This window comes from Paraburkholderia sp. J67 (genome assembly GCF_905220265.1).
GTDB lineage: Bacteria > Pseudomonadota > Gammaproteobacteria > Burkholderiales > Burkholderiaceae > Paraburkholderia.
Window position 1 is genome coordinate 173192 of sequence record NZ_CAJMZK010000001.1, and the last position, 15377, is coordinate 188568.

Genomic DNA, 15377 nt, shown 5'->3' on the forward strand with positions numbered 1-15377 from the left:
GTGTCTGCCCCAACTTTGTGCGCATAAAACTACGCGCGGCGGACTGGAGAGTCCGCCGCGCGTTTTTGTTTCTGGGCTTGCGTGCTGCGCTTACGATTGCGCCGTGCGTACCGCGCCGCCTTGTTGAGGCGCCGCGGGTGAGGCGGGTTCGTCGCCCGCGCCGCGCACCTGCGAGACCCATGCCACGGCCGCGACCGTGAACACGACGGCCAGCCAGCCGTTATGCCCGAAGCCTTCCAGCGTGCCATTCGGGCCGTTCGTCAGCAGCAGACCGCCCACCCATGCGCCGATACTCATGCCGAGCGCCTGCACCGCGTTGTTCGCGCTCAGGAACGCGCCGCGCCGGGCGGGTTCGGGAATCGTCGTGATGAGCGCCTGCATCGGCACCATGCGGCCCGAGAGCGCGATCATGAACACCGCGAAGAACGCCACCAGCCCCACGAAGGGCAGCGTGGGCAGATGCGTGACGAACAGCACCGGCACGAGCGAGAGGAGCGCCATGATGCGGAAGACGCGACGCTTGCCGAAACGGTCAGCGAGTCGGCCGACCGCGCGCGAAGTCACAAAGGTCGAAGCGCCGCCGGCCATGTAGAGCCAGGACAGTTTCTCGGGCGCGATGCCGTGATTGGCGACCAGCATTGGCGAGATGAACGGGATCACCAGCATGTGCGCCGTCATCATCGTGAAGGTGAGCGTGAACGCCTTCAGATGACGCGGCAGCGTGAGCAATTGCCACAGGCGCGGCAGAATCGCGCGCAGCGGCGTTTCGCGATCGACGTGTTCCGTGAGCGAGGGCACCACGCGTGAGCCCGCGATCCAGATCACGGCCGACAGCAGCACGAGCAGCATGAACGGCGCGCTCCAGCCAAAATGCGCGCCGAGCAGGATGCCCGCCGGCACGCCCGCGATCGCGGCGATCGAGAACGCCGTCATGATCACGCCGGTCGCCGCGCCGCGCCGCGCGACGGGAATCACGTCGCTGACGATCGCCATCACGATCGAGCCGAGGATGCCGCCCGTGAGGCCCGCGAACGCACGCGCGGCCAGCAGCAGATGGAAGTTCGTCGCGAGCGCGCAGGCGAGATTCGAGAGCGCGAACAGCGCATACGTCACCTGCAGTAGACGACGGCGGTCGAAACGGTCGATATAGGTGGCCGCGAACAGGCCCGAGAGCCCCGAGCACAGCGAATACGCCGAGACCGCCGTGGCGAAGGCCGCCGGCGTGATCGCGAACGCATGCATGATCTGCGGGCCGAGCGGCATCATCACCATGAAATCCATGATGACGGTGAACTGCGTGAGCGCGAGCAGCCAGAGCAACGTGCGTTCGCGCAGCGGATTGAGGATCAAGGTCATTGAGGACGACCCGTCGGGCGGGTCTCTTTATCACGCAAGCGCCGCCTGCCCGAAGGCAGGGCGGCGCTTGCCGGGTTGATCAGGTTGATCGGACCGATCGCGTTGATTGCGTTGATCGCGTCGATCAGTCGTCGATCGTTTCGTGCGCGGCCTGCGCGCCCTGACGCCAGTAGGCCGACGCGCGGATGCGCTTCTTGTCGACGCCGCGCTCGTTGACCAGGTAGGCGCGCACGGCGCGGATCGCCGAGGCTTCGCCAGCGGCCCACACATAACCTTCGCCGGGCGGCAGCCAGACTTCGCCGAGCGCATCGACGAGCGGTTGCTCCGAATCCAGTTCGTCGCGATAGAGCCACGTGGCGTAGAGATCGGCTTCGGTCGGCAGCGGGATGCGTGCGGCGCGGTTCGTGACTTCCGCGACCACGGCGACACGCGCGCCCGAGGGCAACTCGGTCAGGCGGCGCTGGATCGCGGGCAGGGCCGTTTCGTCGCCGATCAGCAGATGCCAGTCGAAGCCCGTGGGGATCACCATCGAACCGCGCGGGCCGCCTACGCCCAGATACTGGCCGGGCTGGGCTTGCGCCGCCCACGCGGTCGCGGGACCGGCCTCGTGCAGGGCGAATTCGATATCGAGTTCATTGGCGACGGGGTCGAAGCGGCGCGGCGTGTAATCGCGCGCGGCGGGACGCTCGACGCCTTCCGGGAACACGATGCCGTCGGGGCCCAGGCTCGGCAGCACGGGCTTATCTTCGCCCGCGGCCGGGAAAAACACCTTCACGTGATCGTCGAACGACGCCGAGACGAAATCGCCCAGATCGCCGGTCAAGGTGACGCGCACGAGCGTCGACGACAGCGTTTCCACGCGCGCAACGCGCAACAGACGGAACTTCAGCGGGTGTCGCACGCGGGCGACTTCGAGATTGGACTGATTCTGCATCTATGACTCCGATAAATGGACGGCTGACGATCGACGATGATGGTGCGGGTGAGTGGCGTCAGGCGCTCAGGCGCCGGGGTTCCCGCTGTCTTGTGCGCTGGTGCTCTCGTCGACGTTGCCGCCGTTTTCAATTTCCTGGGTGGCGCGGACGAGGATCGCCGCGATACGGCGTTGCTCCTCGGGCGACGCGTCCGTGCGGCGCAGCAGCGCGCGCTTGAGGGCGCGGCGCGCCTCGATGAGCTCGCGGACCCAAGCGCTGCCGTCGGCGGGATCTTCGCCCGCGAACGCACGGCGCATCAGGTCCATCTTGCGGCCGAAATGCGTGAGCTTGGCGAGGATCAGGTCGGCGCGCTCGCGGTTCGCGTCCAGATGGGTGCGGCCTTCGGCGGACAGCTCGTAGCGCTTGCGGTTGCCTTCGAGCGTCACGCTGACGTAGCCGAGTTCTTCCAGATACGTGAGGGCCGGATAGACCATGCCGGGGCTCGGGCTGTAGAAGCCGTTCGAGCGCGAATCGAGTGCCTTGATCAGCTCATAGCCGTGGCTCGGGCGCTCGGCGAGCAGCGCGAGCAGCATGAACTGCAGGTCTTCCGAGGTGAACTTGCGGCCGCGGCCGAAACCGTCGCCGTCACCGAAGCCGCCGGGGCCGCCAAAGCCACCGTGGCCGCCGTGACCACGACCAAAGCCGTCACCGAAGCGATCGCCGAAATCGCCCGGGCCTTCGCCGCCGCGGCGTCCCATCGCATGGCGCAGCGCGTGCAGCGGGTGACGCATGGCGAAGCGGGCGCCGGCGAATTCGTCCGGGCTGTGGGCGGCAAACGAATCGCGAGCGGCGCGACCGCCGTGGCCGTGACGGCCATGATGTCCGAAATGATGAGGGTGGCGCATGAAGCCTCCTGTCACTGAGTGTCTTAAGATGTGTCTTAAGATATATATCTTAAGAGTGTTTGTCAAAGTTATTTTTTGGGGGCTCGAATAAGTTGAGAGTCACGATCAACGCTCCAAAGTTTGCGCTGACGCATGGAGCAAGCATTTAGCGCTGCCGGCGCAGCAAGGATTTCGCGACCATTAACCCTCGCCGGTCGTCCGTCCGGATTGAATTTTCGTACCAAATTTGATACGATTAAATCGTCTCGATGCGCAATCATTCCCTTGCCTCTGCCCAGCTCGAACCGGTTCTATCCGTTCATTTCTTTTGTACGGAGTCAGGAAACGAGCCGGTCCGGCAATGGCTCAGGGAGCTGGATGCAGCAGAGAGAAGAGCGATCGGCGAAGAGATAAAGACAGTGCAGATCGGCTGGCCGTTGGGTATGCCGCTCGTGCGCAAGTTGGCGCGTGACTTATGGGAAGTGCGCGTTCGCTTGCCCTTGCGTATCGCGCGCGTCATTTTCACGATCGAAGGTGGTGCGATGGTCTTGCTGCACGGCTTCATCAAGAAGTCGCAGGCCACGCCGCAAGAAGACATGGCGCTCGCAAAGGAGCGTCTGCGTGCCTTGATGAACAGCTAACTGAGCAAGGAGCAGAGGATGGCAAACAGGCACGTCGGTGGAAGCTTTGACGACTTCCTCGCCGAAGAGGGCATGCTCGAAGAGGCCACGGCGACAGCGATGAAGCGCGTGATTGCCTGGCAGATCCAGCAGGAAATGAAGGCTCAGAAGCTCACGAAGACCGAACTGGCCGCGAGGATGAGAACGAGCCGCGCAGCGCTTAACCGGCTGCTCGACGAAAATGATACGAGTCTGACGTTGGCGACGCTGGCGAGCGCGGCGGCGGCGCTCGGCAAGCACTTCAAATTCGAGCTCGCGGCCTGAGTTAGCCGCTCGCGCTGGCGGCGCTACGCGCGCGCCTCGAACGCGTCGCTATAGCGTACCGTCGCCGTCGGCACGGGCCCGTTCAACGCTATCGCCTGAAAGTATTCCGCCGGCACGCCAGGCAGCACCAAAGCAGGCTCGGGCGTAAATCCAAAGCGCCGGTAGTAAGCGGGATCTCCCAGCAGCACGCAGCCCGCCGCTTGCCGCGCGCGCAGCGCATCGAGCGCACGTTCGACCAACCGGCTGCCAAGGCCCTCGCGCTGCCGCTCGGGCGCCACCGAAATCGGCCCCAAACCGAACCATCCCGTCGAGCCATCCGACAACGCCACAGGCGAAAGCGCAACATGCCCCACGATCTCGCCACCGTCCACGGCAACCAGCGACACCGCTAACTCAGCCGCCGCCCGCAGCGCGTCGACGATGAATTGCTCCGTATGGCTCGTATGCGGCGCGTGCAGAAACGCCGCCTCGGTCAGCGCGTGAATCGCGGGGATATCGGCGGGTAGTTCGTCGCGAATCTGAACTGTCATAGCCAGGTCCTCAAAAGATCGAACGGCCGGTGCGCGTCGTCAGCTGCTCCAGCGCCAGCGAACCGACATGCGAATTCCCGTTCGCGTCGAGCCCCGGCGACCACACGCACACCGCGAACTCGCCGGGCAGCACCGCGACGATCCCGCCGCCCACACCGCTCTTCGCGGGCAGTCCCACGCGATAAACGAAATCGCCCGCCGCGTCGTACGTGCCGCAGGTCAGCATGAGCGCCGAGAGCCGCTTGGCCGAACTAACGTCGAGCACATGCTCGCCGCTCGCGGGCGAGACGCCGCCGTTGGCGAGGAACAGCGCCGCGCGCGCGAGTTCCACGCAGCTCATCGAAATCGCGCACTGGCGGCAATACGCGTCGATCACCGTATCGGCGGGCATGTCCAGATTGCCGAAGCTCGCGATGAAATGCGCCATCGCGCGATTGCGCTCGGCGTGTGCCAGTTCCGACTGCGCGACCTTCAGGTCGTAGCCGATGCCTGGCTCACCCGAGAGCCGCCGCACGAAATCCACCAGCGCCGTTTCCGCCTGCACGAAGCGGCGGCACAGCACGTCGGTGACCACGAGCGCCCCCGCGTTGATGAAGGGATTACGCGGCTTGCCGCCTTCGAATTCGAGTTGCACGAGCGAGTTGAACGCCGTGCCCGACGGCTCGCGCCCCACGCGTTCCCAGAGCGCATCGCCGAGCAACTGGAACGCCAGCGTGCAGGCGAACAGCTTGGAAATGCTCTGGATCGAGAAACGCACGTCGGCGTCGCCGGTGCGATAGACCTGACCGTCGACGGTGACGATCGCCATGCCGAAATGATTGGCATCGACGGTCGCGAGTTCGGGAATGTAGTCGGCGACACGGCCCAGGCCGATGTGCGGTTGCAGGTCGCGATGGATCGCGTCGAGGATGGGCGTGTAGTTCATGGGCGTCGCGAGAATGGACGGCACGACAACGCGCGCGCCGAAGTCCGGCGATTGTAGCGATTCCCCTGCGGCGGCGCGATGGTCGTGCGAACGCCTGGCGCGGGCGCGCAACGCGGGTTATTCGACGTCGCCCTTCATCTCGCGCAGATGCTTGTAGACGGTCGCGCGGCCCATGCCCAGCACCTTCGCCACATAGTTCGCCGAGCTTTTGCCCTTGAACGCGCCTTCGGCGTAGAGCGCTTCGACCAGCTCGCGCCGGTGCTCGCGCGTGAGCGAGTTGAGCGCCACCTGGCGCTCGCGCAGCCAGCCGTGCAGGAAGGTGTTGATGCGCTCCTGCCAGTCGTCCTTGAACAGCTCTTCGGGTTGCGCGATCACGCCCGCGCCGCGCAGGAACAGATCGAGCGTGGCCTGCATGTCGTCGAACGCGGCGATGTTGAAGTTGATGCACATGACGCCGGCGGCGCGGCCGTCGTCGTCGAAGAGCGCGGTGCTCACGCAGCGCATGCGCCGCCCGTCCCAGTTCACTTTCTCGTAGGGGCCGAGCAGCTTGTTGCGCGTGGTTTCCTCGACGTCCTCAAGCGCCGCGTCGTCGCCGATCTCGCGCTTCGAGAGATTGTTCGACAGATACGCCACGGTCTGATCCGCGAGATCGTGGATCACGACTTCGGCGAACGGGAAGAACAGCGTCGTGATGCTGTCCGCCACGTGCGCGTAGCGTTCGAGCAGGCGCGCGCGTGATGCGGATGGCGGGGTTGCCTTCTTGCTGGCGGGTTTCGTTTTCTGCATCGGGCAGGGACCGTGGGGTGTCACATCGAAGAGGACGTCGATGATACTGCTTCTTTCATGCGTTATTGCGCGACGCGCTGCTCGCGCAGATGCGTGTAGAGCGCATACGCCACCGCCATGTCCTCCAGCCCCAGGCCGATCGAGCGGAAAAACACATGGCGCGTGTAGCCGGGGCGCGGGCAGGCGTCGTTGGCGAGTTCGCCGAGATCGCCCACGATCGCGTCCGGCGACCAGCCGTGCTCGCGCGCGGCGATCGTCATTTCTCCCGCGCTGTGCGGCGTGGTGCGGCGGTAGTCGCAATAGACGTCGAGCGTGGGCAGCGCGGCCGGATCGATCTCGTGCGCGTGCGCGACGTTGGTGCTGATCGAGGTGATGAGCGCGGGCTTGCTGAGCGTGTCGAGCGCGAGCACCGGCTTGCCCGACGAGGTGCAGAGCATGACCACATCGGCGTCGGCCACGCAGTCTTCCGCCGAAGCGGCGATGCTCACGCGCGCATCGGTGGCGCGCACGCTTTCGGCGCGTTGCATATCGCTCGCGAGTTTCGGCGACCACACGCGGATGCTCTCCCACGCGCGCAGCGGCGCCGCATGGCGGATATGCGCGAGCGCCACATCGCCCGCGCCGATCACGGCGAGTCGGCGCGCCTCGCGCGGCGCGAGCTGATCGACGGCGAGCGCCGTGGTGCCCGCGGTGCGCTCGGTCGTGAGCAGTGCGGCGTCGCACCACATGAGCGGCTGGCCGGTGTGCATCGACATCAGCGCGGTCCAGGCCGTGATGATGGGCTTCGCGCCGTTCGCGCCCGCGATGTAGGGCGAGAGTTTCGCGCCGAACACGCCCGCTTCGGCCAGCACGCCCAGATAGGTGATGTAGTCGCCGGCCTGTTGCGGGAACAGGGCGAGCGTCTGCGGCGGCTGCACGGCGTTGTCGCGGCCGAGCGAGGCGAACATGCGCGCGAGCGCGCCGCGCACGTCGAGCGCGGGCAGCGCGGCGCGCACCTGCGCGGCATCGACGATGAACGGGGCGACTGGGGTTGCTTTGGACGTTGCGGTCATGCTGAAACTCCTTCAATGGATCTCGACGCGCGCGGCGATCGGTAATCAGGCGCGTATCGAAGCGGTTCCGGGTGTAGACTTTTTTGTCCATTCTAGACTTTATTTTTATTTTTCGTCTATATTCGTCCTGTGGACGCGGCGTCTTCCCGGCGTGCCGTCCGCCCGACCTCATTACGACTATGGTGACGACGATGAACACGAAGACGAATCGCTACGCGCACAAGGCGCGGCTCGCGGGACTGGCCGCCTTGCTGGGCGCGGGGCTTGGCATGATGGCGGGCGTGGCGCAGGCACAGGATCAGCAGACGTTGCGCTTTGGCGTGGAAGCGTCGTACCCGCCGTTCGAGAGCAAGGCGCCGTCCGGCCAGTTGCAGGGCTTCGACATCGACATCGGCAATGCCGTCTGCCAGCGCATGCAGGTCAAGTGCGTGTGGGTCGAGAACAGCTTCGACGGCCTGATCGCGGCGCTCGAGGCGCGCAAGTTCGACGTCATCAACTCGGCGATGAACATCACGGACAAGCGTCGCCAGCAGATCGACTTCACGCCGGCCGTGTACGTCATGCCGATTCAGATGATCGCGAAGCGCGGCTCGGGCCTGCAGCCCACGACGGCGAGCCTCAAGGGTAAGCAGATCGGCGTGCAGCAAGGCACGACGCAAGAGGATTACGTGCGCAAGCATTGGGCGCCGGCGGGCGTGTCGGTCGTCACGTACGAGAGCCAGGACCAGATTTTCGCGGACCTCGCTTCGGGCCGTCTGGACGGCGCGGTGCAGGAAGTGCAGACTGCCACCGACGGTTTCCTCTCGAAACCGCAGGGCAAGGACTATGATTTCGCGGGCGCGCCGCTCAAGGATCCGGCTACGCTGGGCGAGGGCACGGGCTGGGGCTTGCGCAAGAACGACGCGGCGCTCAAGGTCAAGGTGGACGCGGCGCTCGATTCGCTGCGCAAGGACGGGACGCTCACGAAGCTGTCGATGAAGTATTTCGGCCGCGACATCGTCGCGCATTGATGTAAACCGGTACGGACTCCAGAGGAATGGCATGAGCAAGGACGCGATCGTGCTCGGCGCGGGCATCGTCGGCGTGAGCGTTGCGCTGCATCTGCAGGCGCGGGGCGTGCGCGTCACGCTCGTGGACCGGCGCGCGCCGGGCGAGGAAACCAGCCACGGCAATGCGGGGCTGATCGAGGCGTCGTCGGTGGTGCCGTATGGCTTTCCGCGCGACTGGCGCACGCTGCTGCGTCTCGCGCGCAACGACTCGACGATGCTGCGCTACGACGTGCGCTCGCTGCCCGCTTACGCGCGCTGGCTCGCCACCTTCTGGCGCGAGTCGGCGCCCGCGCGGCTGGCGCTCGCGGCGCGCGACATGCTGCCGCTCATTCAGCGCAGCGTCGCGGAGCACGAGGCGCTCGTCGCGCGCACCGATCTGCGCGAACTCGTGCGGCCGATTGGCTGGCTGGAGGCGTATCGGTCGCCGGAGCAGTTCGAGCGCGAGCGCGAAGCGGCGCAGCATCTCGCCGCCGATCATGGCCTGCGCATCGAGACCTTCGACGCGGCGGGCTTGCGCGCGGCCGAGGCGTCGCTCGCCGAGGGCTATGCGGGCGCGATTCACTGGATCGACCCGGCCAGCGTGGCCGATCCCGGCGAGCTGACCAAGGGCTATGCGCAACTGTTCCTGCGCGAAGGCGGCAAGTTCGTGAAGGGCGACGCGCGCACGCTGCGCGCGCAGGGCAGCGGCTGGCAGGTGCAGACCGAAGACGGGCCGCTGAGCGCCGAACTCGCCGTCGTGGCAATGGGGCCGTGGTCGGACCTGGTGACGGCGCCGCTTGGCTACCGCGTGCCGCTGATGGCCAAGCGCGGCTATCACATGCACTACGCGGCCTCGGCGGGCGCGCCGCTGCTGCGTCCGGTGGTGGATATCGAAGGCGGTTATGTGGTCGCGCCGATGCGCCGCGGCCTGCGCCTTACGACCGGGGTGGAACTCGCCACGCGCGAACGGCCGCCCAATTACACGCAACTCGACGCCGCCGAGCGCGCGGCGCGGCCGGTGTTTGGACTAGGCGAGCGTCTCGACGAGACACCGTGGATGGGTATGCGCCCCTGTACGCCGGACATGCGTCCGGTGCTCGGGCCTGCGCCGCGTCATCCGGGGCTGTGGTTCGCGTTCGGCCACAACCATCATGGCCTCACGCTCGGGCCGGTGACGGCGCGCCTCGTCGCCGAGCAGATCATGGGCGAGACGCCGTTTACCGACCCGACGCCATATTCGCCGCTGCGCTTCGCCTGAACGCGTCGGCCACAGGGCGCGCTCAGTGCGCGCCCGCCGCGCCGCCACCTCCGCCGCCGCGCGTCGACTTCGTGATCCAGATGAGCGGAATGATGGCGAGAAAGATGATCGCCGAGATATAGAAAATGTCGTTCAAGCCCATCATCGCGGCCTGGGTCGTCAGCTGGAAATCGAACAACGCGCGCGCCGACGGCTCGCTCAGATGCAACAGCGTCTGCGTATTCTCGATCGACTGACGGAAGACCGGATTGTCGATCGAAGCCTGCTCGGTCAGGCGTTCGTGATGCAACACCGTGCGGTTGTTCCAGGCGTTGGTCGAAATCGACGTGCCCACCGCGCCGCAGAACACCCGCACGAAGTTCGACAGACCGGCGGCCGCGGGCACTTTGCCGGGCGGCTGGCCCGAGAGAATGATCGCGGTGAGCGGCACGAAGAACAGCGCCATCGGGATGCCCTGCAATAGCGTGGGCAGCACCAGATGAAACGTGTCGATCTCGATCACATAATTCGAGCGCATGAAGAACACCACGGCGAACAGCACGAACGCGCAGGTCGCGATGATGCGCGCGTCCGAGCGCGGCAGGATGCGGCCCACGACCGGCGCGAGGATCACTGCGAAGACGCCGAGCGGAGCGGTCACGAGCCCCGCATCGACCGAGCGGTAGTTCAGGTACTCCTGCATCCACTGCGGCAGCAGCACGAGATTGCCGAAGAACACGCCATACGCCACCGAAATCGCGATCGTCCCGCCGAGGAAGTTGCGCTGCGCAAAGAGCCGCAGATCGACGATGGGATTCGCTTCGGTCAACTCCCAGACGAGGAAAAACGCAAAGCTGATCAGCGCGACGATGCCCAGCGTGACGATCACGGGCGAACTGAACCAGTCGAGATCCTTGCCCTTGTCGAGCAGGATTTGCAGCGACGCGACCCACGCGATCAGCAGGCCGAGGCCGACGAGGTCGATGGGCGGCTTGCGCGTGGGCGATTCGCGGTTGCGGTAGATGCTCCAGGTGATGAAGCCCGCGAAGATGCCCACCGGAATGTTGATGTAGAAGATCCACGACCAGTTGTAGCTGTCGGTGATCCAGCCGCCGAGCGCCGGGCCCGCGATCGGGCCCACGGTTGTCGTCATGGCCCAGAACGCGAGCGCGGTGGCCGATTTATCCTTCGGCCAGGAGCCGAGCAGGATGGCCTGCGAGAGCGGAATCAGTGGGCCGGCCACGGCGCCTTGCAACACGCGCGCGACCAGCAGGAACGGCAGGCTCGGCGCGATGCCGCAGAGCCACGAGGCGATCACGAACGAGAAGATCGACGCGACGAACAGGCGCACCTGGCCAAAGCGCTGCGTGAGCCAGCCGGTAAGCGGAATCGAGACCGCATTGGCCGCGGCGAACACGGTGATGACCCACGTGCCTTCGTCGACCGAGACGCCCATGTCGCCCGAGATCGTCGGGATGGCGACGTTGGCGATCGAGGTGTCCAGCACATTCATGAAGGTCGCGAGCGCCACGGCGACGGTCGCGAGGATCAGGCGGCCGCCTTCGAGCGGAGGCGGTGGAGCGGGAGGGGCAGGCGGCGTGGCCGAGGCGGCAGGCTGGTTCAAGCTTCTTCTCCGCGTGTTTCGGGTGCAGCAAAGCTGGAAGAGCCCGCGCGCACGGCAGGCCGGATTTGCGGCAAGGATAACCGCAATCTCAAAAGGTCATGGAGGGGCGTGTAAGCATCCTCACGCGAGGCAGGGGCTTCGGGGCGGTGCGTACGCAAGGGATGTTTACCGTTTCCTTTCGAATGTCAGCCACGGCGACGCGTCCCGCAAGGCCGGCGTATCCTTGCGGCTGGCGCGGGGGACCGCACTGGATTGGCCGTCGGATTCGCAAGCGCGATGCCTGCCACCCGACCCCCGCGCGCACGTCAGAAACATCGCCCACAGGGGATCTTGAGAATGAGCTGGGAACAATTCGATGGAGGCTGGCGCCTGGCGCCGGCCGAGGGTAATGCACGCGCACTCGTCGTGTTGCTGCACGGCGTGGGCAGCAACGCACGCGACCTGATGCCGCTAGCCGATGCGTGGCGCGACGCGCTGCCCGGTGTCGCGTTCGCGTCGCTCGACGGCAGCGAGCCGTTTGACGGCGGCTTCGGCGGGCGCCAATGGTTTACGCTGCGCGACGTGAACGAAGCCAATCGCGGCGCGCGCGTGGCCGCGGCCGCGCCGATCCTGCACAAGCGCCTGGCTGCCGAACTCGCGCATTGGGGCGTTGGCTTCGATGCGCTAGCGCTGGTGGGTTTTTCGCAAGGCTCGATCATGTCGCTGTATCACGTGGCGACGCAGGCCGAAGGCCTGGCGGCCGTGGTCGCCTACGCCGGGCGGCTCACGACGCCCGTAGTCGCGCAAAATCGCACGCCGCTCACGCTCGTGCATGGCGAGGACGACAGCGTCATTCCGGTGCTGGAACTCGAGCGCGCCGCCACCGCGTTCAGCGATGCGGGCTATGCCGTGGCCGCTTACGCGCTGCCGGGTGTGGGCCACACGATCACGGCGCAGGGCGCGATGCTCGGCCGCGATGCGCTGGTGCGCGCGCTGGGTTAATCGTCGTTATACGCGCGGCGCCCGCCTCGCGTTGTCAACCACCTCAGGCCGCACTTCACTGCGGCCTGACGCATTTTTTCCACACTGAGCGCTTAATCTATCCGGTTATTTCTGGTGCGGTTAAAGTCTCGCCCGGCTTGTGCCGTAAATAGAGCCAGTGGGCTGCCCAGGCCCCATGCGCCCGGCGCGCGTCGAAGCACACGCCAATCGTCAGCAGAAAGATCCAATCGAGGTTGGATAGTTCAGCTGAATGCTTCTGATTGTTACTTAATATTCAGACGATTCGCTTAGCGATCAACGCCGGGTTTGAATTCCGGGAGCGCGTCACCGCTTGGCGCGCTTCTCAAACACAACGACCACATGGCCCGAGCCACGCAGCCATCTTCACTTCTGCACACGCTGTCCCGCCACACTGTCCGCAACACGGTGGCGGTCGATCTCGGTACGGCCAACACGCTGATTTATACGGCGGACGGGGGCATCGTGCTCGATCAGCCTTCGGTCGTCTGCTTCGAGCGCGGCGCGCATCCGGGCAAAGGCAAGGGCGCGGACGCGAGCGTCGCCGCCGTGGGCCGTGAGGCCAAGGCGCTCCTTGGCCGTGCGCCGCAAAACCTCCAGACGGTGAAGCCGCTTTCTCATGGCGTGATCGCGGACTTCTTCGCGGCCGAGCACATGATGCGCCGCTTCGTCGACATGGCGAAGCCGCGCCGTTTCTTCGGCCGACGTTCGGCGTTCACGGTCTGCGTGCCGGGTGACGCCACGCGCGTGGAGCGCCGGGCGATCCGCGAGGCGGCCTTTGCTTCGGGCGCGGCGAGCGTGAACCTGATCGACGAATCGCTGGCGTCGGCGCTGGGCGCGGGCTTGCCCGTCGGCTCGGCGACCGGCTCGATGGTCGTCGATATCGGCGGCGGCACCACCGAGGTGGGCGTGATCGCGCTTGGCAGCGTGGCGTGCAGCGGCTCGGTTCGGGTGGGCGGCGACCAATTCGACCGCGCCATCATCGAGCACGTGCGCAATCTCTATGGCGTGATCCTGGGCGAGCAGACCGCCGAGCATCTGAAAATGCACATCGGCAGCGCGCTGCGTGGCGAGCCGGTCGAGCGTATGCGCGCGACGGGCCGCAGCCTCGAGGACGGTCTGCCGCGCACCGTCGAGATCAGCAGCGAAGATATTGCCGATGCGCTGGCGCTGCCGTTGCGTCAGGTGATCGGCGTGGTGCGCCAGGTGTTCGAGAACGCGCCGCCCGAACTGGTGACCGATATCGCGGATAGCGGCATCGTGCTGACCGGCGGCGGCGCCTTGCTGGGCCGTCTCGATCAGTGTTTCGCGGCCGAGCTGGGCGTGCCGGTGCGAGTGGCCGAAGCGCCGCTCACGTGCGCCGTGCGCGGCGCGGGTGCGGCGGCCGCGGGCGCCGTGACGGCGGACCAGCCCGCCTTCAGCGCCTACGATTGACACGCCCCAGAAACGCCGCACGACGACGCCACAAGAAGCGCGCTGAAGTTCGCGCCACGCCACCCCGGGCGGGGCAGGCGCGCTCGTGCGACAATACCGCCCTTTCGCATTTTTAATTACGCTGAACACCGTCGGACGGCCGTGCGCCGTTCCTGCGTCAGCCCATCATCCAGCCGTGAATCCAGCCGTTTTTCCCGCTCCCGGGTCGTTCGTCGAACTGCCCGGTGGGCAAGCCATGCCGTATGTCGAAACCGGCAAAGGCGAATTGCTCCTCTTCATCCACGGATCGCTTTGCGATTATCGCTACTGGCAGCCGCAGCTCGCGGGCTTGGGCGAGCATTACCGCTGCGTCTCCGTGAGTCTCACGCATTACTGGCCCGCGCCCGAGGCAGTGCGCGGCCAGCCGTTCAGCTGGAGCCGCCATGCCGACGAGGTCGCACAGTTCATCGACGCCTTCGGCGCGGGACCGGCGCACGTGATTGGCCATTCGCGCGGCGGCGCGGTTGCGTTTCACTTTGCGCGCCGCTATCCGCAGCATCTGCAGTCGCTCACGCTCGCCGATCCGGGCGGCCCCGTGCAGCAGCCGGGCCAAAGCCTCGCGAAGCTGCCTGAAACGGTCAACGCGCTGCGCGCCCGCGCCGTGCAGCTGATCGAGTCGGGCGAGGTCGACGCTGGGCTCGAACTGTTCGTGGATTCGGTGAGCCGTCCCGGCTTCTGGGCCAAGAGCACGCAGTCGTTCCGCCGCATGGCGCTGGACAACGCGCACACGCTCGGACCGCAGTTTCTCGATCCGCTCGCCGCGTACACCCGCGAGGACGCCGCCGACGTGACGTGCCCCGTGCTGCTGATCGATGGGCAGTTGAGCCCGGTCGTGTTCCAGCGCGCAGTGGCCGCGCTGGAGGAGTGGATGCCCGACGCGCGCCGCGCGACGGTGGAGGGCGCCTCGCACGGCATGAACCTCGCGCGGCCCGCCGCGTTCAACGAACTGATCGATCATTTCGCGAGCGGTCACGGGCGCTGAGTTCTGCCGATAGGCGCTTGAAGCACGATTAAAACGAAAGCGGCCACCCTGGGTGGCCGCTTTCGTTTGCATGCAAAAGTGTTGCACTCCGAACTAATTGGGGTGCAAGAAAACCCGTGCCATTCGCACGCCAACCATCAAGAAGCAGGCCGACAGCCCGGCTGACCGAGAGCCGCAGCGTGTGCGGCGCGGTCAGCCGGGAGGCAGTGCTTGAGTGCTACGTGAGCGCGGCGCGGGCGCTTAGTCGCGGCCGTGCGCGTGCGCGTCGAGCTTGTTCTCGGCGGCTTCGCCAACGAGGCCCGCGTAGTAGAGATGCACGCCGATGGCGAGCGAATCGTTGCGGATTTCGTGGAAGGCCTTCCATGCCTTCACCGGGTCCTTGAACACGAGGTAGTGCGCTTCCTGCGAGACGAGGCGCGCAACCTGATGCAGGCCGTGGCCGTGCAGGGCGGCGACGAGTGCGTCGAGGCTGGCGTGCGTGCGGGCGTCGGTGCGCGGGTAGAGCATGTGCAGCACGGCGACGCGTTCCGTGGCGAGAGCCGCCGAAAGCGCAACAACGATGTCCTGGTGATTGAGAGCCGTGACGACGGCGCCCTCTGCAAGTTCGTCTTCAGCGAACAGGGTGTCGATCGAGATGTTCATC

16 protein-coding genes are annotated in these 15377 nt (G+C 66.3%); 7 read left to right on the forward strand and 9 right to left on the reverse strand.

What is annotated here, in order from left to right; all coding sequences use genetic code 11:
• Positions 1 to 90: 90 nt before the first annotated feature.
• The 3 genes from U5782_RS00750 to U5782_RS00760 form a co-directional block, all read right to left on the reverse strand.
• Positions 91 to 1356: an MFS transporter gene (locus U5782_RS00750; RefSeq protein ID WP_322041953.1), complete on the reverse strand. Its 1266-nt coding sequence runs from the start codon at positions 1354 to 1356 to the stop codon at positions 91 to 93.
• 124 nt (positions 1357 to 1480) lie between these two features.
• Positions 1481 to 2290 (reverse strand): siderophore-interacting protein, encoded by an 810-nt coding sequence (locus U5782_RS00755; RefSeq protein WP_322041954.1) that lies wholly within the window; start codon positions 2288 to 2290, stop codon positions 1481 to 1483.
• A 66-nt stretch (positions 2291 to 2356) separates the two neighbouring features.
• The gene (locus tag U5782_RS00760; RefSeq protein ID WP_415914220.1) at positions 2357 to 3175 is read right to left on the reverse strand and encodes a PadR family transcriptional regulator; all 819 of its coding nucleotides are present in this window, start codon (positions 3173 to 3175) and stop codon (positions 2357 to 2359) included.
• A gap of 248 nt (positions 3176 to 3423) precedes the next feature.
• Between U5782_RS00760 and U5782_RS00765 the strand changes: the two genes are divergently transcribed.
• The gene (locus tag U5782_RS00765; protein WP_322041955.1) at positions 3424 to 3795 is read left to right on the forward strand and encodes a type II toxin-antitoxin system RelE/ParE family toxin; all 372 of its coding nucleotides are present in this window, start codon (positions 3424 to 3426) and stop codon (positions 3793 to 3795) included.
• A gap of 18 nt (positions 3796 to 3813) precedes the next feature.
• Positions 3814 to 4098, forward strand: coding sequence for an XRE family transcriptional regulator (locus U5782_RS00770; protein ID WP_322041956.1), 285 nt, complete (start codon positions 3814 to 3816; stop codon positions 4096 to 4098).
• 23 nt (positions 4099 to 4121) lie between these two features.
• Here U5782_RS00770 and U5782_RS00775 read toward each other — a convergent pair whose 3' ends face one another.
• The 4 genes from U5782_RS00775 to U5782_RS00790 all read right to left on the reverse strand — a co-directional run bounded on the left by U5782_RS00775 (position 4122) and on the right by U5782_RS00790 (position 7391).
• A complete protein-coding gene (locus U5782_RS00775) occupies positions 4122 to 4628 on the reverse strand; it encodes an N-acetyltransferase (protein ID WP_322041957.1) in 507 nt (168 codons plus the stop codon).
• Positions 4629 to 4638: 10 nt separating this feature from the next.
• Positions 4639 to 5553, reverse strand: a complete 915-nt coding sequence (locus tag U5782_RS00780; RefSeq protein WP_322041958.1) for a glutaminase — start codon at positions 5551 to 5553, stop codon at positions 4639 to 4641.
• Positions 5554 to 5670: 117 nt separating this feature from the next.
• Entirely contained in the window at positions 5671 to 6339 is a 669-nt protein-coding gene (locus U5782_RS00785) for a transcriptional regulator (protein WP_322041959.1), read from the reverse strand.
• A 62-nt stretch (positions 6340 to 6401) separates the two neighbouring features.
• Positions 6402 to 7391 carry an ornithine cyclodeaminase family protein gene (locus U5782_RS00790; RefSeq protein WP_322041960.1) on the reverse strand — a complete coding sequence of 330 codons (990 nt, stop codon included), beginning with the start codon at positions 7389 to 7391 and terminating at the stop codon, positions 6402 to 6404.
• Positions 7392 to 7582: 191 nt separating this feature from the next.
• Between U5782_RS00790 and U5782_RS00795 the strand changes: the two genes are divergently transcribed.
• Complete coding sequence (locus U5782_RS00795; RefSeq protein WP_322041961.1) at positions 7583 to 8401, forward strand: ABC transporter substrate-binding protein; 819 nt, start codon at positions 7583 to 7585, stop codon at positions 8399 to 8401.
• A gap of 31 nt (positions 8402 to 8432) precedes the next feature.
• Positions 8433 to 9677, forward strand: coding sequence for an FAD-binding oxidoreductase (locus U5782_RS00800; protein WP_322041962.1), 1245 nt, complete (start codon positions 8433 to 8435; stop codon positions 9675 to 9677).
• Positions 9678 to 9699: 22 nt separating this feature from the next.
• On the opposite strand, the gene U5782_RS00805 is transcribed toward U5782_RS00800, so the two are convergent.
• Positions 9700 to 11280 carry a DHA2 family efflux MFS transporter permease subunit gene (locus tag U5782_RS00805; RefSeq protein WP_322041963.1) on the reverse strand — a complete coding sequence of 527 codons (1581 nt, stop codon included), beginning with the start codon at positions 11278 to 11280 and terminating at the stop codon, positions 9700 to 9702.
• Between the two features lie 336 nt (positions 11281 to 11616).
• Here U5782_RS00805 and U5782_RS00810 point away from each other — a divergent pair, with 336 nt between their 5' ends.
• The 3 genes from U5782_RS00810 to U5782_RS00820 all read left to right on the forward strand — a co-directional run bounded on the left by U5782_RS00810 (position 11617) and on the right by U5782_RS00820 (position 14734).
• Positions 11617 to 12261, forward strand: coding sequence for an alpha/beta hydrolase (locus U5782_RS00810; RefSeq protein ID WP_322041964.1), 645 nt, complete (start codon positions 11617 to 11619; stop codon positions 12259 to 12261).
• A 360-nt stretch (positions 12262 to 12621) separates the two neighbouring features.
• Complete coding sequence (locus tag U5782_RS00815; protein ID WP_322041965.1) at positions 12622 to 13713, forward strand: rod shape-determining protein; 1092 nt, start codon at positions 12622 to 12624, stop codon at positions 13711 to 13713.
• A 235-nt stretch (positions 13714 to 13948) separates the two neighbouring features.
• The gene (locus tag U5782_RS00820; protein ID WP_322042511.1) at positions 13949 to 14734 is read left to right on the forward strand and encodes an alpha/beta hydrolase; all 786 of its coding nucleotides are present in this window, start codon (positions 13949 to 13951) and stop codon (positions 14732 to 14734) included.
• 240 nt (positions 14735 to 14974) lie between these two features.
• Here the strand turns inward: U5782_RS00820 and U5782_RS00825 are convergent, their stop codons facing one another.
• Positions 14975 to 15376: a hypothetical protein gene (locus U5782_RS00825; protein WP_322041966.1), complete on the reverse strand. Its 402-nt coding sequence runs from the start codon at positions 15374 to 15376 to the stop codon at positions 14975 to 14977.
• Between the last annotated feature and the right edge of the window lies 1 nt (position 15377).